At 33.0% G+C, this 23,099-nt stretch carries 19 protein-coding genes; 8 read left to right on the top strand and 11 right to left on the bottom strand.

Going from position 1 to position 23,099, the window contains the following annotated elements; genetic code table 11:
* Positions 1 to 5: 5 nt before the first annotated feature.
* The 6 genes from FOF46_RS02880 (at position 6) to FOF46_RS02860 (ending at position 7,242) form a co-directional block, all read left to right on the top strand.
* Positions 6 to 1,391: a c-type cytochrome domain-containing protein gene (locus FOF46_RS02880; RefSeq protein ID WP_143915396.1), complete on the top strand. Its 1,386-nt coding sequence runs from the start codon at positions 6 to 8 to the stop codon at positions 1,389 to 1,391.
* A 202-nt stretch (positions 1,392 to 1,593) separates the two neighbouring features.
* Positions 1,594 to 3,390: a DUF4982 domain-containing protein gene (locus tag FOF46_RS02875; protein ID WP_244299556.1), complete on the top strand. Its 1,797-nt coding sequence runs from the start codon at positions 1,594 to 1,596 to the stop codon at positions 3,388 to 3,390.
* Positions 3,359 to 3,547, top strand: a complete 189-nt coding sequence (locus tag FOF46_RS32445) for a hypothetical protein (RefSeq protein WP_244299555.1) — start codon at positions 3,359 to 3,361, stop codon at positions 3,545 to 3,547. The genes FOF46_RS02875 and FOF46_RS32445 overlap by 32 nt, the downstream gene beginning before the upstream one ends.
* A gap of 111 nt (positions 3,548 to 3,658) precedes the next feature.
* Positions 3,659 to 3,970 carry an SGNH/GDSL hydrolase family protein gene (locus FOF46_RS02870; RefSeq protein ID WP_143915395.1) on the top strand — a complete coding sequence of 104 codons (312 nt, stop codon included), beginning with the start codon at positions 3,659 to 3,661 and terminating at the stop codon, positions 3,968 to 3,970.
* A gap of 106 nt (positions 3,971 to 4,076) precedes the next feature.
* Positions 4,077 to 5,759: a sulfatase family protein gene (locus FOF46_RS02865; RefSeq protein WP_143915394.1), complete on the top strand. Its 1,683-nt coding sequence runs from the start codon at positions 4,077 to 4,079 to the stop codon at positions 5,757 to 5,759.
* A gap of 346 nt (positions 5,760 to 6,105) precedes the next feature.
* Positions 6,106 to 7,242, top strand: coding sequence for a metallophosphoesterase (locus FOF46_RS02860; RefSeq protein WP_143915393.1), 1,137 nt, complete (start codon positions 6,106 to 6,108; stop codon positions 7,240 to 7,242).
* A gap of 109 nt (positions 7,243 to 7,351) precedes the next feature.
* Here the strand turns inward: FOF46_RS02860 and FOF46_RS02855 are convergent, their stop codons facing one another.
* The 11 genes from FOF46_RS02855 to FOF46_RS02805 form a co-directional block, all read right to left on the bottom strand.
* Positions 7,352 to 8,662 (bottom strand): right-handed parallel beta-helix repeat-containing protein, encoded by a 1,311-nt coding sequence (locus tag FOF46_RS02855; protein ID WP_143915392.1) that lies wholly within the window; start codon positions 8,660 to 8,662, stop codon positions 7,352 to 7,354.
* A 319-nt stretch (positions 8,663 to 8,981) separates the two neighbouring features.
* The gene (locus FOF46_RS02850; protein WP_109436799.1) at positions 8,982 to 9,323 is read right to left on the bottom strand and encodes an L-rhamnose mutarotase; all 342 of its coding nucleotides are present in this window, start codon (positions 9,321 to 9,323) and stop codon (positions 8,982 to 8,984) included.
* Entirely contained in the window at positions 9,324 to 10,652 is a 1,329-nt protein-coding gene (fucP, locus tag FOF46_RS02845) for an L-fucose:H+ symporter permease (RefSeq protein ID WP_143915391.1), read from the bottom strand. It lies immediately after the preceding gene.
* Positions 10,653 to 10,764: 112 nt separating this feature from the next.
* Positions 10,765 to 11,556, bottom strand: coding sequence for an SDR family oxidoreductase (locus FOF46_RS02840; RefSeq protein ID WP_143915390.1), 792 nt, complete (start codon positions 11,554 to 11,556; stop codon positions 10,765 to 10,767).
* Positions 11,557 to 11,577: 21 nt separating this feature from the next.
* Positions 11,578 to 12,408 (bottom strand): amidohydrolase family protein, encoded by an 831-nt coding sequence (locus FOF46_RS02835; protein WP_143915389.1) that lies wholly within the window; start codon positions 12,406 to 12,408, stop codon positions 11,578 to 11,580.
* On the bottom strand, positions 12,405 to 13,877 hold the full coding sequence (locus tag FOF46_RS02830) for a tagaturonate reductase (RefSeq protein ID WP_143915388.1): 1,473 nt from the start codon (positions 13,875 to 13,877) through the stop codon (positions 12,405 to 12,407). Before FOF46_RS02830 ends, FOF46_RS02835 begins: the two co-directional genes overlap by 4 nt.
* Before the next feature lie 30 nt (positions 13,878 to 13,907).
* Positions 13,908 to 15,560 (bottom strand): UxaA family hydrolase, encoded by a 1,653-nt coding sequence (locus FOF46_RS02825; protein WP_143915387.1) that lies wholly within the window; start codon positions 15,558 to 15,560, stop codon positions 13,908 to 13,910.
* Between the two features lie 5 nt (positions 15,561 to 15,565).
* Positions 15,566 to 16,234 (bottom strand): bifunctional 4-hydroxy-2-oxoglutarate aldolase/2-dehydro-3-deoxy-phosphogluconate aldolase, encoded by a 669-nt coding sequence (locus tag FOF46_RS02820; RefSeq protein WP_109436793.1) that lies wholly within the window; start codon positions 16,232 to 16,234, stop codon positions 15,566 to 15,568.
* 27 nt (positions 16,235 to 16,261) lie between these two features.
* A complete protein-coding gene (locus FOF46_RS02815) occupies positions 16,262 to 17,284 on the bottom strand; it encodes a sugar kinase (RefSeq protein WP_143915386.1) in 1,023 nt (340 codons plus the stop codon).
* Positions 17,285 to 17,296: 12 nt separating this feature from the next.
* Positions 17,297 to 18,304, bottom strand: coding sequence for a zinc-binding alcohol dehydrogenase family protein (locus FOF46_RS02810; RefSeq protein ID WP_143915385.1), 1,008 nt, complete (start codon positions 18,302 to 18,304; stop codon positions 17,297 to 17,299).
* 105 nt (positions 18,305 to 18,409) lie between these two features.
* Positions 18,410 to 19,975 (bottom strand): alpha-L-fucosidase, encoded by a 1,566-nt coding sequence (locus tag FOF46_RS02805; protein WP_109436790.1) that lies wholly within the window; start codon positions 19,973 to 19,975, stop codon positions 18,410 to 18,412.
* A gap of 79 nt (positions 19,976 to 20,054) precedes the next feature.
* On the opposite strand from FOF46_RS02805, the gene FOF46_RS02800 reads away from it, so the two are divergent.
* The gene (locus FOF46_RS02800) at positions 20,055 to 20,270 is read left to right on the top strand and encodes a hypothetical protein (protein ID WP_109436789.1); all 216 of its coding nucleotides are present in this window, start codon (positions 20,055 to 20,057) and stop codon (positions 20,268 to 20,270) included.
* 79 nt (positions 20,271 to 20,349) lie between these two features.
* Positions 20,350 to 23,091, top strand: a complete 2,742-nt coding sequence (locus tag FOF46_RS02795) for a right-handed parallel beta-helix repeat-containing protein (protein WP_143915384.1) — start codon at positions 20,350 to 20,352, stop codon at positions 23,089 to 23,091.
* The last annotated feature ends 8 nt before the right edge of the window (positions 23,092 to 23,099 follow it).

The raw sequence follows: 23,099 nt of genomic DNA, 5'->3' as shown, positions 1-23,099 counted from the left end.
ACGAAATGAACGAAGTATCAGATATCATATTATTTTTCGGTAGATTTCACCCACTAGTTGTACACTTGCCCATTGGATTCCTTTTTTTTGCTTTTATCCTGGAGGTTTTTGCTCGTTGGAAGAAAAATGATACTATTACGGCTGCTGTGCCATTAGCATTATTGTTGGGAGCACTTAGCGCTTTGGTAGCCTGTATTTTGGGATATATGTTATCACTTAGTGGTGATTATGAAGAAGGAGCATTAGATACCCATTTTTGGTTTGGTGTAATCACAACTATAATCGCCTTTTTAGCTTGGTTAATTAGTGCTGGAAAACTGAAGATAAAAGCTTTAAAACAAGGAAAACCATATATGGCTACCCTTACATTGATTGTGATTTTATTAAGTGTTACCGGACATTACGGAGGTAATTTGACACATGGATCTGATTATTTAACGGCATACATGCCTTTTGGTAAAGAAAAGAAAGAAGATCTGGTAGCAGTAACTTCACTCGAAGAAGCTGTTGTTTTTGATCATTTGGTAAATCCAATTTTGCAGAATAAATGCGCTAGTTGTCATAATGAATCAAAGAAAAAAGGGCAATTATCATTTGCTAGTAAAGAAGCTATATTAAAAGGGGGAAAGACTGGAGCGACATTTGTTGCAGGAGATGCTTCAAAGTCTGAAATGATCCGTAGAGTACTGCTAGATACTCATGATAAAGAATTTATGCCTCCGGAGGGTAAAACTCCTTTGACAAAAGAAGAAATTGCTATTGTTGAGCATTGGATTGAAGTAGCCCAAGGTGATTTTGAAACTAAATTTGGAGCTATAGAATCTAATGAAGAGATAAAAGAAAACGCAGCTATAATGTTAGGGTTGGATGCTAATTCTAAAGCTAGTGCGGCTTTGGCTAATGTCCCTGCACCGGCAGAAAAGGATGTCAAAGCTTTAATTGACGCAGGTTTTAAAGTGAGAGAACTGGTTGCAGAATCAAATTTGTTTGATGTGATTCTACCAACAGGTAAAATCAAAAAAGAAAATTCAGAAGAACTATCATCTAAATTAGCTTTGCTTCAACCTTTAAAAAATAACATTGTATGGCTTTCTGTCGGAGGGAATCATATCACAGATAATGAGTTAAAAGTATTTAATGGATTTGAGAATTTACAATTATTAAAATTAGAACGAAACCCTATCACAGATAAGGGAATATCATCTTTTCCAGAATTGAAAAATTTGACATCCCTTAATCTATTTGGTACAGAAATCACTAAGTCTTCATTAACACAATTAGATAAATTTCCAAAATTAAAAAAAGTGTATGTTTGGAACACAGGCATAACAAAAGAAGATGTAATGGCATATGAAGCAGCAAATGATACCGATATAACAGTGAACTTATAATAGAAAAATTGAAAGCCCGATTTTGATCTTTATATTCAATCGCTATATCACATATTTACGAAAACCTTTTTATGATTTTAAGTAAAAAAAGCTCACAATATTTTAAGTTTACAAGATATAGCCTGTTTCTTAGTATTTAATTCTTAGAAATGAAGTTTTCATAAATACATCAAAATATCGCTAAACAATTAAAATAGGGCTTATGAATTTTTATATAAAGATGCTGAGTTACTGCTCGGTGATTTGGCTTTTTATAGGGTGTCAGGATACACAGTTTACTATAGCTAAAACTATAAAAATTAATGACAACTGGAAATTTGTTCAAGAAGATATTCCAAAAGCAAAAGAAATTGATTTTGATGATTCTAGGTGGGAGACAGTAGACTTACCACATGATTGGAGTATATCAAAACCTTTTTCTCAAGAAAACCCTTCATTTTCTCGTGGTGCTTGGCTTCCTGCGGGAATTTCATATTACAGAAAGAATATAGATTTATCTGAAATCGGGGAAAATCAAAAGGTATTTATTCATTTTGAAGGTGCTTATCGTAATGCAGAAGTATGGATTAACAATCATTTTTTAGGAAAACGTCCTTCTGGATATGCAGCATTTGAGTATGGATTAACACCGTTTATTTCTAGTGAAAATGAAAATATAATCACGGTTAAATTGGATAATTCAGAGCAACCAGGGTCACGTTGGTATTCTGGTAATGGAATTTATCGTGACGTATATCTAATTAGAATATTAAAAGAGATGGGAGCTAACGCTGTTCGTACGGCTCATAATCCTTTTGATACAGAATTTTTAGAGACTTGTGATGAAATGGGAATGCTGGTGATGAACGAAGCATTTGATGAATGGGAAATAGCAAAAGAACCACAAACATTTAGAGAAAAAGGAAACAAAATAAGGATTCCTGTCTCTTATTATGCCCATTTATTTAAAGAATATAGTGACAAGGATTTGATTGATTTTGTGATACGTGATCGTAATCACCCTAGTATTTTTATGTGGAGTATTGGTAATGAAATTGATCAGATGCACGATGAATCCGGGGTTGCAATAGCCAAACGATTATCAAATATTATTCATAAATATGATTACCGCCCAGCTACTTGTGGTGTAAATGGATATGGATGGGATAAATGGCCTCATGAGCCTGCTGTTGCTCAAATAGATGTACCAGGATATAATTATGCAAAAGGCAAAAATTATGATAAAGAACACGATGATTTTCCAAACCGAAAAATGATTGTAACAGAACATACTTCTGCACAAATGATAGCGAATAGAGGAGAGTACTATCCTTTTAAAAATAAAGATCAGGCATTACAATTGGATTTGCCGATAGAGCATCCAGATACTGAGAAATTCCTAAAGAGTAGAAACTTTTATGCAGGAGGTATGCAAGCTTGCCAGGATGTAAAAAATAGATCATTTGTTATGGGGGCTTTTATCTGGACAGGTTGGGATTATTTAGGAGAAACAATTCCTTATGCCTGGCCTGCACGTTCCTCTAGTTTTGGAGTGATTGATTTAGCGGGTTTCCCAAAAGATGGCTACTATTATTATCAATCAGAATGGTCAGATAAACCGATGATACATACTTTTCCACATTGGAATTGGAAAGGTCATGAAGGAGAAAAAATAAATCTAAATGTATTTTCTAATACTAAAGAAGTAGAGCTTTTTGTAAATGGTGTTTCCCAAGGGAAAAAGATTAATAATTCGGATAATGCGGATATGCTTAGTTGGGAAGTACTTTATCAGCCTGGTACAGTAAAGGCAATTGGATATACCGATGGTAGAAAGATAATTGAAGAGGAAATTAAAACTGCTGGTACTACCAATAGCTTACAACTAGAAGTAACAGATAGTAGTGAGGTTACCTATATAGAGGTAACTGCTCTTGATGTAAACGGTATTTTTGTAGCAACCGCAGAGAATTTGATCAATTTTGAGGTTGAAAAACGCAAAAATTATTGGAGTAGGTAATGGAAATAATAGAAGTTTGGAGCCTTTTGTAGCAAATTATAGAAAATTATATAATGGAAAATGTGTTGTCATACTTCAAAAGCAGGATAATCATTCCAAAGCATTTTTAAAAGCTACACTTTCTGAAACCAAAATAACACAAAGCATAACTTTTTGATAATGAGTAATAATACTGTAAAAGCAATTATAATAGGACTAGGAATCCTAATAACTAGTTGTGGAAAAAAAGAAGATCCAATAGTAAAAAATAATACAATAATTGCTTGTATTGGAGATAGATGTAATACTAATTACACCACCACCATTGGCCCTGGATGCGGCAAATGCACATGGAAGAATTGCTTCATCAGAAGAAGATGTGTATAGTTGGAAAAACCCTTATGAACGATATGATGAGGAAGTAATTCAGAAGTTTAAAGATATTATTCTAGAAACCAATCATCCCGCTGTGATTAAAAAAATAGATATTCATACTCCATTACTACAGCAGGCAGATAAAGCCTATGATAAAGACCCAATTCATCCTAATGCTAATGGTTATCGTATTATAGCGGATACAATATTCAAGTTTTTATTATAGATTGAAATGTAATTTCTGATCATTTGTGATACAGTATAAATCAACATTTTTAGACGATTATCATTGAATTTATAATCTTTGACATAGATATTTATAGCTCTACATTATGCAAAAAACCACTTATTTTTATATAGTCATATCATTTTTGATAATAACTTTAGCTTCTTGTAAACAAGAAACTAAAACAACTTCTAAAGCCAAGAAACCGAATATAATTTATATTATGGCAGATGATCATACTTCTCAGGCTTTTGGGATTTATGGAAGTCGACTAGCTAGCCTTAATCCAACTCCTACACTGGATAAATTAGCTAATCAAGGGATGATTTTTGATAACTGTTTTGTCAATAACGCCATCTGTGTTCCTAGTCGAGCTGCTATTATAACAGGACAACGAGCACAAACTAGTGGAGTAATAGATCTTGAGGGAATATTACCTCCAGAAAAACAGTATTTACCTAAGGAAATGAAAAAATTAGGATATCAAACTGCAATTGTTGGTAAGTGGCATTTACATGAAGAACCAGCAGCATTTGATTATTATAAAGTATTACCATCTCAAGGAAAGTATTTTGATCCAGATTTTAGAATACGTGGAGATCAACCTTGGCCACAGAATGTAGTGAAAACCAATGGACATTCTTCTGATGTGATTACAGATATTACATTAGATTGGTTGAAAAATAAAAGAGATCCTAATACCCCGTTTTTCTTAATGCACCATTTTAAAGCACCACATGATGATTTTGAAAATGCCCCTAGGTATGATGAATATCTTAAAGATACTTTTATTCCAGAACCAGCAAGTTTATATGATAATGGTAATAACGGATCAATAGCGACTAGAGGTAAGAATGATTCCCTAACACGTATTATTGCTTCTTCAGTTTCACATCGAAATGTAGTTAGAAATCAGGCAATGAATATCTATCCAGGAACCGATGTCTATAAGAAATATAAAACGGCACAAGAAATCCCGGTTAGTGAACATCAAAAATTTGAGAATACTGCAGAAGAAAAAGAATATACGAGTAGTGTATATCAAGACTACCTTAAAAAATATTTACGTTGTGTAAAAGGAGTAGATGATAATGTAAAACGTTTATTAGATTATTTAGAATCAGAGGGGTTACTAGAGAATACAATTATTGTATATACAGGTGATCAGGGATTTATGCTAGGAGAACATGATTACATAGATAAACGATGGATGTATGAAGAATCATTGCGAATGCCTTTTTTTATACGATATCCTAAATCGATTAAAGAAGGTAGCCGAACAAATGCTATAATTAATAATACAGATTTTGCACCTACACTTATAGAAATGGCGGGAGGAGATAGACCGGGTTATATGCAAGGAAAAAGCTTTAAAACTATTTTAGAGACTGGAAAAGAGCCAGAAGATTGGCAAAAAGCCACATATTATAGGTATTGGATGCATATGGCACACCGCCATGCTAATCCAGCACATTTTGGGATTAGAACCAAAGCGTATAAATTAATCTTTTATTATGGTAAATATTGGGTAGATACTGATAATCCTAAGGCAGAATGGAATAAAGAAAGTTGGGGGAACGATTTTACCAGACATACCCCTGTGGCTTGGGAGTTTTATGATCTGAAAAAAGATCCTAAAGAAATGAACAATGTCTATAAAGATCCTCAATATGATTCTGTGATTGCTGATTTAAAAGAACAATTAATTAGGATGAGAAAAGAGCTAAATGAAACAGATGTAAACTATCCTCATATCCAAAAAGTAATTGATAAGCATTGGGATGATTAGTATTATGAATTATTTTGATTCCGTTTTCATCATCATATTTAAACAAAAAGTGATTACCAGTAAGGTAAGCCGAAAACAAACTCTTAGGTTGAATTAACATTACTACACTTAAACAGAAAAACATCCTATTTGTTTTTTAGTTAGATTTGTTTCAAGGAAATTAAAGAAAATTAGTAATAGAGGATATTCTAAAAGGAAATCGTAAGGTGTTTCAATGTTTTTTTAATAAGAATTATATTGACTTTGTTATCTATCAACGAATATCTTTTGGCCAGTAAATTAATAGTAAAATCCAATATAAAATTTATGTCTGGTCTAATAATTCAATTTAGAGAGTTGAGATAATATGAAAAAAAGAACTTTTAAAAAAGAACTTTTGTTTGGCTGTAAGTGGTTATCATTTATAGTATTATTTAATATGAATATTATGTTAAGTAATGCTCAAAGTTCAAAAGAAATACTTAAAACAGAGCATATAAATGATTGCCCTTATATTTTTTATGAAGACAATAATACTGTAGAAGTAAAATGGATAGTCAATGGAGAATTAAAGAAGAAAACATTTTCTAACAACGGTTTTAAAAAACTAAAAATTAAAACTTGTGAGGAATTTAAATCAAAATATATAAAGATTAAACCATCAATTCGCATAGATAATGACCAAAAATTTAATGGAGTTTCTAAAATTGCTGTTTTAAGTGATATACATGGGCAACATGATTTATTCATTGAATTGTTAAGGTCGAACAATGTTATCAACAATAAAGGAGAATGGTCTTTTGGAAAAGGTCATTTTGTAGTTGTAGGAGATGTTTTTGACAGAGGAGATAAGGTAACAGAAACACTATGGTTCTTGTATAATTTAGAACAACAAGCTAAGAAAACAGGAGGCAAAGTACATTACCTTTTAGGGAATCATGAAGTTATGATTTTAGAAGGAAACGATAAGTATGTACATGATAAATATAAATGGGTTTCTCAACAAATGGGGATACCGCATAAAGAATTGTTTGGAAAAGAAACACTTCTTGGTGAGTGGATCAGAACAAAACCTGTTGCCATATCAATTAATAATATTGCTTTTGTACATGCTGGATTCTCACCAGAATTTACTGAAGGTAAATATGATATTTCTACTGTAAACCAATTATTTCATCATGATATTATTGATCATGATAAGGAAACAGTATTAGAGAATGATGACTTAAAATTTATGCTAAAGAAAAAGGGACCTATCTGGTATAGAGGCTACTTTCGAGATAAGGATTTTACTAAAGAAAAAGCTCAAAAAATTTTGGAAGAAATGGGTATGAAACATATTGTTGTGGGACATACTTCTATGAAAAGAGTATTGTCACATTTTGATGGATTAATATATAGTGTTGATTCTAGCATGAAAAAAGGAAAATATGCAGAGCTTTTGATTTGGGAAGATGATCAATTTTTTAGAGGTACTTTGACTGGTGAGTTAACAAAAATTTGATTTAATAGTACATGAATACATAAATGAAAACCCTCTATAAATAACATATTTATAGAGGGTTTTTAAGAGTAGATACTGTATTTACTGTTGTCACTAAAATATAGTTTTATTAGTTTACAATACTCGCAGTATTATCAACTCCATTACTCCAATGCCAGATGTTACTGCTTTGGACATAAAAATTAATACCTCTAATAGTTGGTCTCGGATTTGAAAATGTATTGTTGTTTATTGTGATTCGTTGGGCATATTCTCCTGCTATTCCGGATTTACAATCACCTCTAAATTCATTTCTTCTAATAGTAATATCTCTACAACCATTCTCTAATAAAGGTGAGTTCCCATAATCTCTAAATGTTAGTATTGAGATATAACTATGATTTTGGTTGGATAAACCTTCATTGTAAATTTTATTATCCTCTATAATTATATTATGTGTTTCATGTTCTAAGTTAATTGCTTCTCCATATAGAATACTACCTGTATTTCCTTTTAAAGTATTATTAAATATTTTAATATTCCAGGCTTTGGCAATTGCAATATTATATTTACTAGCTTTTTCGAATGTTGAGTTTTTTATTTCCATTCCATCCATATTAGTAACCGTGACAGTAGCTTCAGCAGCACCAGGTAACCCTCTACGAAATACAACCCCATCTATTCCATCATTACCACAATCAATACTTACTCCTGCTGCTTGAGTACCACCAAACCAACATGCACTAATCGTTACTTTTTTAACCCATGGAGCAGGGGTTTGACTATATTGTCTGTTAAAATTAATTCCATGATCACAATTATAAAAAGAACAAGCAATCGCAGTTAGACCTGCTGGGGTCAGTCCTTTACCATTATCTGAAGTTCCAGTGCCAATTGATGCATTTACTAAACCTACATTATATAAATAGATATCTGATTTACCGTTGGTGTTAATTGCACAAGCTCCATATTGCATTTTGTTTTGTGCATCAACTAATAACTCAGTAAATGCCGTTCCATTTGCATTAATGTTAATAAAACCCGGAGTTGGTCCTGGGTTTTTAGTCAAAAATATTTTAGTCTCGAATTTACCTCTACCTTTAATAGTTGTTTTAATACCCGCAGGTAGTGTAATTGTACGATCAGAATAATAGTTGCCGGCTTCTAATTGAACAGTACCACCATTGCCAGCTTGTCTAACTGCATTGATTAGTGAATTAGCAAATGTACTTGGATTTCTATCAGTAACTCCCACTGTGGTATTTTTTGAAAGACTTATAGTTTCTGACTCAGCATATATAGATTTCATCACAAGTTCATGATTAAGAGCAGAAGGTGCTAATTCTATATTTTCTACATCTAATGATTCATTTTGACAAGAAAATAATGAGAATGCTAATGTTGAAACCACAAATAGTGATTTGAATAATTGTTTGTTCATGTGACTTTGTGTTTTAGAATAGTTAAAAGCAAACCTAAAATAAATTAAAAACACATCGCACTACGATTTTATCATTTAATTACGCAGTATTGTCTGATAATCATAAAAAATTAATAGTTATATTATTATATTCTAAAAAAAAAGCAATTGAATTAAAGTTTTTATAAGCGCAGATATACAATTAGAAATCTCTATATCTCATTAAAAACATATAAAATAACTTATATTTTTTTGTTTGCTGATGAATAGGTATCAAAATAAATAGGGACAATGTGTTAAGAAATTACATTGTCCCTATTTTATTTTACTAGTTTATTACTTATAATTTAAAAACCTGTTCCATCATAATCCATTTTTCTCCGTCTTTTGCCCATGGTAACCCTTGTTGGTATTTCCACATAAGTTGTTCCCATTCTTGTACTTTAGGATTATCAGCGTCCATTGCTGCTTTTTTTTCAGGATCAAATGTTTCATCAACTTCCATAATCATAAACATACGATTACCAGTCAGGTAAATTTGCATGTCTATAATTCCGGCATCTTTAATACTTTTAGTAATTTCTGGCCAGGCATTTCCTTCTGCATGATAGTTTTTATATTCTGCAATAAGTTTAGGATCATCTTTAAGATCACAAGACAAACAAAATCTTTGTGTTTTCATTTAATCGTTTTTTTGAATTTTAGATACAAAAAGGCCATACAAACCTACCACTGCGACACATAATAGCGGTACTATGAATGAAAATTTAACTTCTGGCACTCCAGCAATTAGGGTGTCATCTAATTTATCTCCACCTATATCAATAATTGAAGCCTGAATTAACGGGAAAAAAGCTCCTCCCACAATAGCCATAACCAAAAAAGCAGAACCTACTTTGGCTTCATCTCCCATATCTTTTAATGCAATACCATAAATTGTTGGGAACATAATAGACATAAATAAGGAAATGCATACCAGTAAGATTAAACCAGGCATGCCCGGAATTAAAATGGCTCCAGTACAACATATTATCGCAAATAAGGCAAATAAAGATAATAGTCTTGGGGCTTTTAATTTACTTAACAAAATTGTCCCTAAAAAACGACCTCCTAAGAAAATCCCCATAGCAATCATATTCCAATATGTAGCATTGAGTTCTTCTCCCGGAGCTCTTCCTTGGTTGATATATTGTACGTATTGAAAAATTGCAGTCCAACACATGATCTGTGCACCAACATAAAACATTTGAGCAATTACACCAGGAAAGAATGCCTTTTTAGCAAATATTTTCCTGACTGATTCCCAAAACCCTAATGAGACATGCTCTTGAACGTTTGGTATTTTTGTTCTTAATATTATGATCAGGATAACAAGTACTACGACTCCTACACCCAGGTAAGGATAACTAATTATACCAAGATCCTCTGTTTTTATAGCAGCTTTGGTCACTTGATCCAATGTAGCATATGCTTCATCGTCATATTTTGCAGATTGTATTTGTCCTAGCACTACAAATTGTGCTACCATCATCCCGGATAGAGACCCTATAGGATTAAATGATTGTGCAAGATTTAAACGTTGTGTAGCTGTTTCTTTGGCCCCTAAAGAAAGAATTAATGGATTAGAAGTAGTCTCTAATAATGCTAATCCACAAGTGATTATGTATAAAGAGAATAAAAAGAAACCATAGCTTTCTAATGAAGAAGCTGGATAAAACATAAAGGCACCAGCCGCATAGAGTATTAAACCTAAAACAATTCCAGACTTATAACCCTTCCAACGCAAAAATAATGCAGCAGGAATGGCCATACAGCCATAACCAAAATAAAAAGCAAATTGCACTAAGTAGGCTTGGAACCAACTTAATTCGGGCATTACTTTTTTAAAAGCGGTTACCATTGGATTAGTTACATCATTGGCAAAACCCCATAGTGCAAAAAGTGAAGTGATGATGATAAATGGAAAAATCAATTCTTTACGAACTATAGGAATTTTTTTCTTTATGTCCATGATTTCAAGTTTAGTTATTCAATTATTTGTTTAGTGTTCGAAACTGATGTTGTCAAATAGAAATACAGTTTCTTTTTTAATGTCTCAACATCTTAAACATGTTAAGGACTATTTATTCTGTTAAAAGAGATCTGTCAAGATGAACATAACCCCCATCGATAGTAATAAACTGTCCTGTAGTATGTGAGGACTTTTCTGAAATTGTGAATAGACAAGCATCTGCTATCTCTTCTGGAGTTGTCATACGATTACCTAGCGGTATTTTTTTAACAATAGATTGTAATTTTTCTTCTCCATTTTCTAAGGTTTTTATCCAGTTGTCATAGGCAGGAGTCCAGCTTTCTGCAATAATGATAGCATTAGACCTAATTCCATCTTTGATCAAATCTACAGCCCATTCTCTTGTTAACCCTAATACTCCACCTTTGGAAGCTGCATATCCAGAGGTTCCTCCTTGACCTGTTAAAGCTACCTTAGATCCTATATTAAGGATATTTCCTTTTACCTTTTTGATATAAGGCAAAGAGAATTTGGTCATGGCAAAAAAGCTTACCATATTCAATTTTAAAGAATACATAAAATCATCGATAGAAGCATCTAAACCTGCACCGTCATTTACTCCAACATTATTAATTAAAGCATCTATTCGACCATATTTTTCTCCTATTTTCTTTACCGCAGCTTCAATCTGATTGGCATCAGAAAGGTCTGTTTTTACAAACAAAGAATCGATACCTTTTTCCTGTAGTTCTTTTTCGTATCCAAATCCACGATCATTACGACATACAATCACAGGAATAGCTCCTTCATTAGCCAAAGATTGTACAATCGTCTCTCCAATACTTCCTTTTATACCCGCAGCTCCAGTAACGACTATTACTTTATCTTTTAATTTTAAATCCATATTCTTTTTTTTATAATGAGGTTAGGAAATTTTATAAAACTGAATTGCATTCCCACCCATGATTTTTTGTTTTTCTTCTTTGCTAAAATCACTTATATATTGATCAATGATACCTTTAACGGCAGAATAGTTACCACCTAATAAGCACACAGGCCAATCAGAGCCATACATGATTCTATCATTACCAAATGCTTTAAAAATGATATCTAGATAGGGTACGAAATCTTCATACTTCCAACCAGACCAATCCGCTTCTGTAACCATTCCAGAAACCTTACAATACACATTTTTGTACGTGGCAATAGCTTGCATAATTCTTTGCCAATCATCTATTAATCTGTCTTTTATTTTTGGTTTTGCAATGTGATCGATAACAAAACGATGTTCAGGAAATTCTTCTATCAATTTTAATGAGGCTTCTAATTGATGCGGAAAAATTAAAATATCATAAGCAAAACCATATTGGTTTAATAATGCAATTCCTTTTTTAAATTGATCTCCGATAATAAATTCTGGATCTGGTTCATCTTGAACTACATGCCTGAATCCTTTTATAATTTTATGATTAGAATAATATTTTAAACGATCTTCTAAAGTATCTGATCGTAAATCTACCCATCCAACTATTCCTTTTATAAACGTATTCTTTTTAGCCAGGTCTAATAAAAATTCAGTTTCTTTTTCAGATTGATCAGCTTGGACAGCAATGCATCCATCAATGTTAGCCTCTTTATAAAGTTTTTTTAAATCTGAAGGTAAATAATCTTGTTGTAGTACAGACATTTCGTCATTAATCCAACTGTGTTTTACCGGATCATATTTCCAAAAGTGTTGATGTGAATCTATAGTCATACTAAAAATTTGTGATCTGTAATTTGTTTAATAACACTTCTTACCCCGTGTTGTTCTATAGCTCTCAAGTTTTCTGTTACCGCTTCAGATAAACCATTAATTGCATCCAGGTTTTCGCCCCAGATAGCTATATCTCTTAATAAAAAAGATACCATTTGTTGGTAAGTAATAGTTTCTGTTAAATGTAGTTTCCACTGTTTTTTAAAAGAAGCTAATGCAACTGGGTCATCATTTAAAGGAATAGTTTCACCATCATATACTCCCTGATAAAACCTAAATACGCAAGACAGCGCAAAAACAATACGTTTTGGTAATTTATTATAAGTGACAGTATATTCTTTTAATGCAGGTAATAATCGAGAGACAAACTTAGATGTACTGTTAAGCGAAATACTTATCAGGAAATGCTTTAATGTCGGATTTCGAAATCGATCAAGCGTAGTATTTACAAAATCATTAAGCTCAGAAGTTGAAAAGTCTTGAAGTGTTTTTGTGATTTCTTCTGACAAGATTTCACTAACAAATTGATTTGTTAAAGGATCATCCATTACTTCCTTGACAGTACGTAATCCTGATAGATATCCAACAGGTACCATTGAAGTATGCGCACCATTAAGAATTCTAACCTTCATCTCACGATATGTTTTTATATCATCAACAAATTTTACGTTTAATGAGGTATGTTCAAAAGGCAGTTCTTTTTGTATAATTTGATTTCCTTGAATTACCCAATTGTGATAATCTTCTCCTGCTACCAAAAGACTATCCTCGTATCCTATTTTTTCCAAAATAGTTTTAGAACGCTCTTTTGGATACCCAGAAACGATACGATCTACTAGAGTATTATAGAAATAATTAGACTCTTTAATCCAAGATGTAAATTTAGTTCCCAAATTCCAATGAGCAGCATATTGAAGAACAGTAGCTCTAAGAGTATCTCCATTTTGTTCAATAAGTTCACATGGGAGTATAATGCAACCTTTATCTATAGCACCTTCAAAATGTTGAAATCTATGATATAACCATATTGTTAATTTGGCAGGAAACTCTTTTGGAGGAGCATCTTGAAATGTATCAGATTCAGAAAATTTTATACCAGCTTCTGTTGTGTTAGAAATAATAAAACGCATCTCCGGATCTTCTGCAAGACTTAGATATTCATTCCAATGTGTATATGGTTGTATAACACGACTTATACTTTTGACTAAAGTAACTTCTGAAACTAAAGTATCTTTTCTTACGCCATCAATAGCAACGTGAAATAAACCGTCTTGTTCTTTTAATGTGGTGTAGTCTCCTTTTTCTGTAGGTTTTATGATAACAATACTTCCATTAAAATCTGTTTCTTTATTTAACACATCAATAATCCAATCGGCAAATGCTCTTAAAAAGTTTCCTCCACCAAATTGCATAATTCGCTCAGGAGCTTTTAAGGTAGTACTTGATGTAGTTCTATTTAGTGGTTTCATTTAAAAACTATTTCTTTTTAAGATTTTGGTTTATAATGATATCCCTCGTTTCCAGGGGATAAAATCATTTTGCCCTTTCAATTCTGCTTTTGCGTCTATTTCACCATTTGCTACCTGAATAATATATTCTAACACTTTTTCTCCCATGGTTTCAATGGTATCTTCACCACTAATTACTGTTCCGGCATTGATATCAATAAGATCATTCATCTTTTCTGAAAGCGTAGTATTACTTGACATTTTTAAAACTGGCGCAATTGGATTTCCTGTTGGGGTGCCCAAACCAGTAGTAAAGACAATAATGTTACATCCACTACCCGCAAGACCTGTTGTGCTTTCTACATCGTTTCCTGGTGTACATAGTAAATTCAGCCCAGCCTTAGTTACTTTTTCGGTGTAATCTAATACATCAGTTACAGGAGAAGTTCCTCCTTTTTTTGCTGCTCCAGCTGATTTCATTGCATCTGTGATTAATCCATCTTTTATATTACCTGGAGAAGGATTGTTCTCAAATCCAGAACCCACAGCAACTGCTTTAGCAGCGTATGTTTTCATAATTGAAGCAAACTTTTCTGCATCTTCTTTTTGTTCACATCTATTAACAAGTTCTTGCTCAACACCATTAAGCTCAGGAAACTCGGATAATACCGGAGAACCTCCTAAAGCAGTAAGTAAGTCTGAAGCATATCCTAATGCAGGATTTGCAGAAATACCAGAAAAACCATCTGATCCTCCACATTCGAGACCTAAAATAAGTTTGCTAATTGGTGCCGGTTTTCTCTCAATAGTATTGACTTGGGTCAATCCAATAAAAGTATGTTTTACAGCTTCCTCGATCAGATGGCGTTCACTTTGACTTTGTTGTTGTTCTAGATAATGTATTGGTTTAGCAAAATTAGGATCGCGATCTTCTATTGCTTTTTGAAGCATTTCTATTTGTGCATTTTGACAACCAAGACTAAAAATAGTTGCTCCTGCAACATTAGCGTTAGTAATATACCCAGCTAAGAGATGACACAGTGTTTCAGAATCCTGTCGAATACCTCCACAACCTCCATCATGTTTCAAAAATTTAATACCATCAACATTTGGAAATAATCGATTTTTATGAATCTCTTCCTGGGTAGCTACAATATCAGTATTAAAAAGTTCTTCTGGAGAAGCACCAGCTTTATACTTGTCTATAAGAATTTGAGTGTTTACCGCAAAATCTTTTTTAGTTTGATATCCAAGTACATCTAATAAAGCACCTTCTAATACATCAAGGTTTCTGTTTTCACAAAATGTAAGAGGAATAACCAACCAATAATTACGTGTTCCTACACTACCGTCTGCTCTATGGAACCCATTAAACGTTCTGTTTTTAAATTTTGAAACATCAGGAGCAGTCCAATTAAATTTTTCTTGATTTGCATTAAATGAAGCTGAGGCGTGTTTTAAATTTTCTGTGGTAATTGCAGCACCTTGTTTGATTGATTGTATTGCTGTACCTACAAGTACTCCATACATGAACACTTCATCTCCAGTATTAAAATCTTGTAAGGCAAATTTATGTTTCTGCTGAATATCTTCTGCAAGGGTAAATGTCTTACCTGCAATATCGATAAACGTATTTTTTGGTAGCGAATCTATCGCTACAATAATATTATCCTTAGGATCTATTTGGACATAATTGTGTACCATACGATCTATGCTCTAATTTTTTTAATGGTTAGCATTACTTCACTCACTTTGGATTCAAGTTTTTTGTAGTCTTTATTTGCAAGAATTTCTTTACTGATTAATTGAGATCCCATACCAACACAAGTAACACCAGAATCAAACCAATCTTTAAGATTGCTTTCTTCTGTAGTAACACCACCTGTCGGCATAATATTGGTCCATGGCTGAGGTCCTTTAATTCCTTTTACGAATTTTGGGCCATAGATATTACCTGGAAAAAGCTTTACTATTTCACAACCTAATTCTTCTGCTTTTGAAATTTCAGTTAACGTTCCACAACCTGGTGACCAAAGAACTTTTCTTCGATTACAAACTATAGCTATATCTTCTCTTAACACAGGAGTGATTATAAAATTAGCTCCTAACGCCATGTATAAAGAAGCAGAAGCAGCATCAGTAATTGATCCAACACCTATTACCATTCCCGGTAACTCTGCAATTGCATATTTTATTAAAGCTGAAAAAACTTCATGAGCAAAATCTCCTCTGGCTGTAAATTCTAATAACCTCGCACCACCATCATAACAAGCTTTTAGAACGTTTTTTCCCAATTCTATATCTTGATGATAGAATAAAGGAACCATCCCTGTTTCTTTCATTATTGTTGCTACCTCTATTCTGGTATATTGTGCCATCTTTTAATTTCTTATTTAAACTAATAATTATCGATCTACTTTTGCCGACCCGTTAGTACTGATAAAGTTGAGTATTTCTTCTTTGGTTACTCTGTTTACATCTCCAAAAATAGAATGCTTAAGTACGCAAGCTCCTGTTGCAAAAGAGACAACTTTTTGCATATCATCAGGAAATTTTAATAACCCGTATAATAGTCCGCTCATAAATGCATCTCCAGACCCAACACGATCTAAAACTGGAGTTACTTCATGCTGTTTTGCTCTATATAATTTATTGCCTTTATAAAGTAGTCCTCCAATTTTATAATGAGAAGCAGTGATAACATTTCTTACCGTCATTGCTATAGTATGAATTTTTGGAAGCATTTCTATAATATAACTAAAGCTATCTCTTATTAGAGTTTCATTCTGATAATTAGGATCTATTTTTTCCTTTCCTAGCATGAACCTCGCAGTGTCAATGTCAGTCAAAATAACATTACTATAAGATAGTAATTTTGGCATTACTTCGTTTGGCTGTTTACCATATTTCCAAAGTTTACTGCGATAATTAAGATCAGTAGATATTGTAAGTCCCATTTTACTTGCAATTTGAATAGCTTCTAAGCAAGCTTCAGCTGCATTTTCTGACAAAGCAGGGGTAATACCACTCCAATGAAACCAATTAGCATCTTTAAAGACAGACTTCCAATCTATATCTCCTTTTTTAACTTGAGAAATGGAAGAATTAGCACGATCATAAACCACCTTACTATTTCGATTAGCAATTCCATTTTCTAAAAAATAAATTCCTATTCGATCTCCTTTTCTCAATATATTTTTATACCCGACATCATAACTTTTGATTGTTTTGATGGCACATTCTGCAATAGGATTTTGAGGTAAAATAGTTGCGAAATCAGTATTAATACCATAATTAGCAAGAGAAGCAGCTACATTAAATTCTCCTCCTCCATAGGTAACATCAAAACCTGATGTTTGATTAAACATAAGGTTATTAGGAGGAGACATCCGCATTAATATTTCACCGAATGTAACTACTTTATCCATACGTCGTATAGTTTAGAAATCTATAGTGGCCTTAATTACTCCTGTTTCGGGTTTAGTCCAACTATCAAAATTATTTATCATTTCGGTAAAACCAACATTGTGTGTAATAAATGAAGTTGTTGGAAACTGATGTAATACGTCAATTACATGTTCAAAATCTTCAAGAGTTGCATTACGACTACACATGATGGTAGTTTCTTTTGCGTGTATTTTTGGATGTGTAAAAACTAATTCTCCTTTAGAAAGCCCAACTAGCACATATCTACCGCCATATGCCATATAATCTGGGCCTGTTTCTAATGCTCCTTTATGACCAGTTGCATCAAAAACTGCGGTAGCCATATCTCCATTAGTAATTTCAGAAATTTTTTCTACCGGATTATCGAGAACATTAAGTACGTAATCTGCACCAATTTCATTTTTGGTGTACTCAAGCCGATTATTATTTGTGTCAAGAGCAATAACTTTAGCACCTGCAATTTGTGCTAGTTTTACAATTCCAATTCCAATAGGTCCGCATCCAACGACTACTACAATTTCATTGGGTTGTATATTCGCTCTGCGAATTGCATGAGCCCCAATGGCTAAGGGTTCTACAATAGCCATTTCATCATGAGATAGTTGATTTGCAGGTAATAATAAATCTGTTCTTACCGTAATTTCTTCTTGCATTCCTCCATCTGTATGTACTCCTAGCACTTCAATATTAGTACAACAATTAGTTTTTCCATTACGACAAGCAATACATTGACCACAACTTATATATGGCATAATAACAACTTTGTCACCTGCTTTAATTCCTCTTTGGTTATCTCCTATTTCTAATACTTCTGTCGCCAATTCATGCCCTAGGATTCTGGGATATTTGAAAAAAGCCTGATTACCAGAGTATGCATGTAGGTCGGTGCCGCATACTCCGACTTTTTTGACTTTTAGTAAAGCTTCATTATTCTTACGAATAGGAGCAGGTTTTTCTTTTAAAAGAAATTCACCGGGTTTTTCACAAACAATATATTTCATTGATTATATATGTTTTCTTCAATTCATTTATACAATTCTTTTACTATTAAAATTTTAGTAGTAAAAGAATAATTTATAGTATTGCTCAGATACATTTACTTATTATTAGATACCTATTTCTAGTACATGAGCATGATTTCCTGTTTTTTGATTCGGTAATTGTACTTCTAAGGATTCTCCTTCTTGAGCCCAAGTTAATTTTGAATCATCACTACCTAATAATTTTATATTCTTAATATTTATACCTTTAGCATGTTCAGAGTTTTTGGCTAAAGATTTAATCTGAACTATATTATTTTCTGGCCAAGCCATAAGTATCGCATAAAGTTTATCTCCTTTTTGAGTAAATCTGATATCTTGTCCTGTAAATTCTTTATTGTTCTTTTCTGAATGATGACCTTCTTCAACTCCAGTAGGTCCCTCACCAAATGTTTTCCAATATTTGGTATCGTATATTGCCTCTCCGTTAATGTCCAGCCATTCTCCGATTTCTAATAGAATTTGCTTCTGATCATTAGGAATTGTACCATCTGATTTTGGACCAACATTTAATAATAAGTTACCATTTTTGCTTACAATATCAACTAAGTCATCAATAAGTTGATTTGCAGTTTTAGATTCCCAATTAGATACATGACTCCATGAGTTTTTACCGATAGAAGTATCGGTTTGCCAAGGTAGTTTTCGAATACCAGGTAATTTTCCTCTTTCTAAATCATAAATTACAGTTCCTTCTGGAAAGGCTTCATGACTAAAGTTTTTATCTTGAAGAACTACTTCTTTTCCCCATTCTATACCTTTGTTATAATAATATGCGGCTAACTTTGGTCTATACTCTTTAAAATCAGGGATATCTACATAGAAATCTAACCAAAGAATATCAGGTTGGTAATTATCAATAATATCTTTTATTCTTAACCACCATCTCTTTTTGAACTCTTCTGAAACTGGTTGTTTTAAATCTTTACCTTTAGAACTGTATAGGTCTGCAAATTCTGGGTCTGTAGTATCAAAGTGATCTTTTTTGTTATAAAAAGACCAGTTGAAAGCAAAATGAGAAGAAGTACCCATAATCATTCCCTGATCTCGTCCTTGTTTAAACAACTCTCCTAGAACATCTGTTTTTGGACCCATGTCTACGGCATTCCACCTTGTAGTATTTGATTTATACATGGCGAAGCCATCATGGTGATCAGCTACTGGAATTACGTATTTTGCTCCAGCTTTTTTAAACAAACTTATCCATTCTTTGGCGTCAAAGTTTTCTCCTTTAAACATTGGGATAAAATCTTTATATCCAAATTTTTTATGATCTCCCCATTTTTCTTTATGATGTTTAAATTCTTTCGTAGAACCTTTACTATAGTGTTCTAAACTAGCACTAAAATTAGCAGTATCCATGTACATTTGTCTTGGGTACCACTCAGAACCAAATGCAGGGACACTGTATGCGCCCCAATGCACAAAAATTCCAAATTTTTGATTATTAAACCATTCGGGATCTTTATAGTTTGCTTTAATTGATTCCCAATTAGGTTCGTATTTGGTGCTAACAGTATCTGTTGTTTTTTGGTCTGTATCTTGAGCTAATTTCTTATCTTTTTCGGGGCCACATGATGCCAGGAAGACTAGTGTCAGCAGTAAAATAAATATAGGTTTTCTAAATATCATTTCTAAGTGTATTATAATATGAAAAAATAATGGGGTGTTTTTTGATTGGCTAAATTGATATTTTTAAGAAGTATGTGAAATGACGAATGTCTTAAAAACTGCAACAAATGGTTATTTTGAAGAAGGAGGTCGAAATTGCTGCAATTACGCATTGTTGTGGAGGGAAATAAAGGATGAATTCTATGTGGTTTTTTTTGGAAACTTCTGTTTTTTATTAATGATTATAAGAGGTTCTAAAAATATTATTCGAATTTGGGGAATAGGCTTGGATGTTGCTTGTATGGTATGTAATTAGACATATGTTCTCTCTTTAAGAACATAAGTTGTAAGATTCTTAGGGTTTGCTTTCTATTTTTGTTAAAAAAATATTAAATATGATAGCCCCACGAAAAATTTTACTATTCGCTTTATTTAATTTAATATCATTTCTTTCTTTTTCCAGAGATATTTATGTGGCAAAAGGAGGTAACGATTTAACAAATACAGGAGCAATTGATAGCCCATATGCTACTATTACAAAAGCTGCAGACGAAGCTGTAGCAGGAGACATAGTATATATAAGAGAAGGAACCTACGAAGAAACATTGCGTCCTGCAAATTCTGGAACTGCTGGAAACCCTATCGTTTTTACATCATTTCCAGGAGAAAAAGTGATTATTTCTGCAATGCAATCATTAAATGGTTGGACAAATGATTCTGGATCAATTTATAAAACCACAATACCTTTTGCTTCATTAGGACAAGAGAATTTTGTGATGAACGAGAATACAGCTATGGATTTAGCACGATGGCCAAACAATGAAGATGGTTTGCCATTTACCCTTAATTCGAGACGTAACTCAGGAGGTAGTGACGGATCTGATGCAACTTTTAATGGACGAGTTGGATTTTTGACCTCTGGTGATATTCCTAATATTGATTGGACAGGTGGTTCACTTTTCTTTTATGGAGATAGACCAGGATCAGGATGGTTAGCATGGAAAGAGTTCATTACTAGTAGTAGTTCTGGGCGAGTTAATTTTAACATTACTAAAAACTCTGGAATAAAGTGGATTTATACTTTTCATCCCCCAGCAGATAAAGGAGATTTCTATTTAGAAGGAGTAAAAGGAGCTCTTGATTATCAAAATGAATGGTGGTTCGATACAGTAACAAGTGAATTATTTATTCAGTTACCAGGAGGAGTTGTTCCTCAAGATGGTTTAGTAAGAATGAGGCGAAGAAGACAAACAATTAACCTTAATAGTAGGAATTATATAGAAATTAGAAACCTGGCAGTGTTTGGAGGTACGATTGAATTGAAAACGAATTCTAATAATAACAAACTATATGGTGTTTCTTCTTTTTATGGAAATCATACTCAAGGAATTTTTACAGGTTTTAATGCTGGTAAACCTAGTGTAGAGGTTAACGGAACCAGAAATATTATTGAAAAATGTGAGATTGCATTTAGTGCAGCTACTGGTATGAGAATGGCAGGTAGTTTTAATGAGTTAAAAAATAATTATATCCATGATTTTAATTATCTGGGGTCTTATGATGCTCCTTTAGTTGCAAGAGGAGGTAATGATAATAAAATTATGAGAAATACCATTTTTAATGGCGGAAGAGATGGAATAAATTATAATGGACAACGATGTGAGATCGCATATAATGATGTTTCATATAGTAACCTTATAGCCGATGATTGCGCTTTATTTTATACAGTAGGAAGACAACCTAATACAGAGATACATCACAATTGGTTTCATGATGCAGCTTCTAGTGGAACAAAAACAAAAGCCGCCGGGATTTATTTAGATAATGATGCCGAAAGTTTTTCTGTTCATCATAATGTTGTTTGGAATACCGAATGGACGGCAGTACAGATCAATTGGGATGGTAAGGATATAGATATTTTTAATAATACGTTTTGGAATAATTCTGGAGAAATGGGAGCATGGCATTTGGCAGGTACTGCTTTTTCAAATGTAAACGTATGGAATAATCTAGGAGATAAGGGAGAATGGGAGCCACAATCTGATAAACAAAACAATTTAGTAGTGACTTCAGATGCGTTTGGGAATGCTTCTAATTCGAGCTTTATTTTAAAATCTAATTCAGAGGCTGTGGATGCAGGAAGAGTAATTGATGGTATAACAGACGGATTTAGTGGAGATAACCCAGATGTAGGTGCTTATGAATCTGGAGGAGATAATTGGGTCGCAGGAATTGACTGGAATACTAAATTAGGACCGGCAGGATTAGGATGTTATGGTTTACCAGGAGAAGATTGTATTGCTTTACCAGAAAATGATGATGATAAAGATGGAGTGGACAATGCTAATGATGTTTGTCCTAATACTCCTGTAAATGATACGGTAGATAGCAACGGATGTACCATATTTACACTACCACCTACTAATTTTAGTATTTTGAGTGCAGGACAGAGTTGTGTTAATGGTGCTAACGGTAGTATAACAATTACCGCTAACGAAAACCATAATTATACTGCAGAAATTAAAGAAAACAGTGCTACCAAAGCCTTTGTTGCTAATACAGCAACTGTATTTGATGGTTTAAGTGGTGGGACATATACAGTATGTATTAAAGTTGACGGACAAGCTAGTTATGAACAATGCTTTTCTGTAGTTGTTAATGCACCAACAGATCTAAAAGTAGCTTCCAAAGTAGACACTTCTCTAAAAGAAATTTCGCTTAATCTAGAAGGAGGGAAATTATATAGAGTCGAATTGAATAATGAAGTTACCGTAACTGATAAAAATCAAATAACACTTGCATTAAAAAATGGAAAAAATACTCTTTTAGTAAAAACGGATAAAGACTGCCAGGGAATACATAAAGAAAGTATAAATGTTGGAGGCAATGGAGGTGTATATACGTTCCCTAATCCGGTAAAAGATATACTAAATATTGTTGTTGCCGAAAATGGACTCCGGGGAGATAGTGTAACGTGGGAGCTTTTCTCTTTTCATGGGAAACGTATTCTATATGGTCAACAACATGATATTAATGCAAATATGACAATCGATATGTCTGTGCTTGCCAATGGAAGTTATATCCTTAAAGTTTCTAGTTCTGATATGGTAATGCATGAGCAAATAATAAAAAATTAAAACACTCA

It is taken from the genome of Aquimarina algiphila (genome assembly GCF_007489275.1).
GTDB classification, from domain to species: domain Bacteria; phylum Bacteroidota; class Bacteroidia; order Flavobacteriales; family Flavobacteriaceae; genus Aquimarina; species Aquimarina algiphila.
The sequence above is the reverse complement of the archived record's forward strand: the minus strand, read 5'-3'. Positions and strand labels throughout refer to the sequence as shown.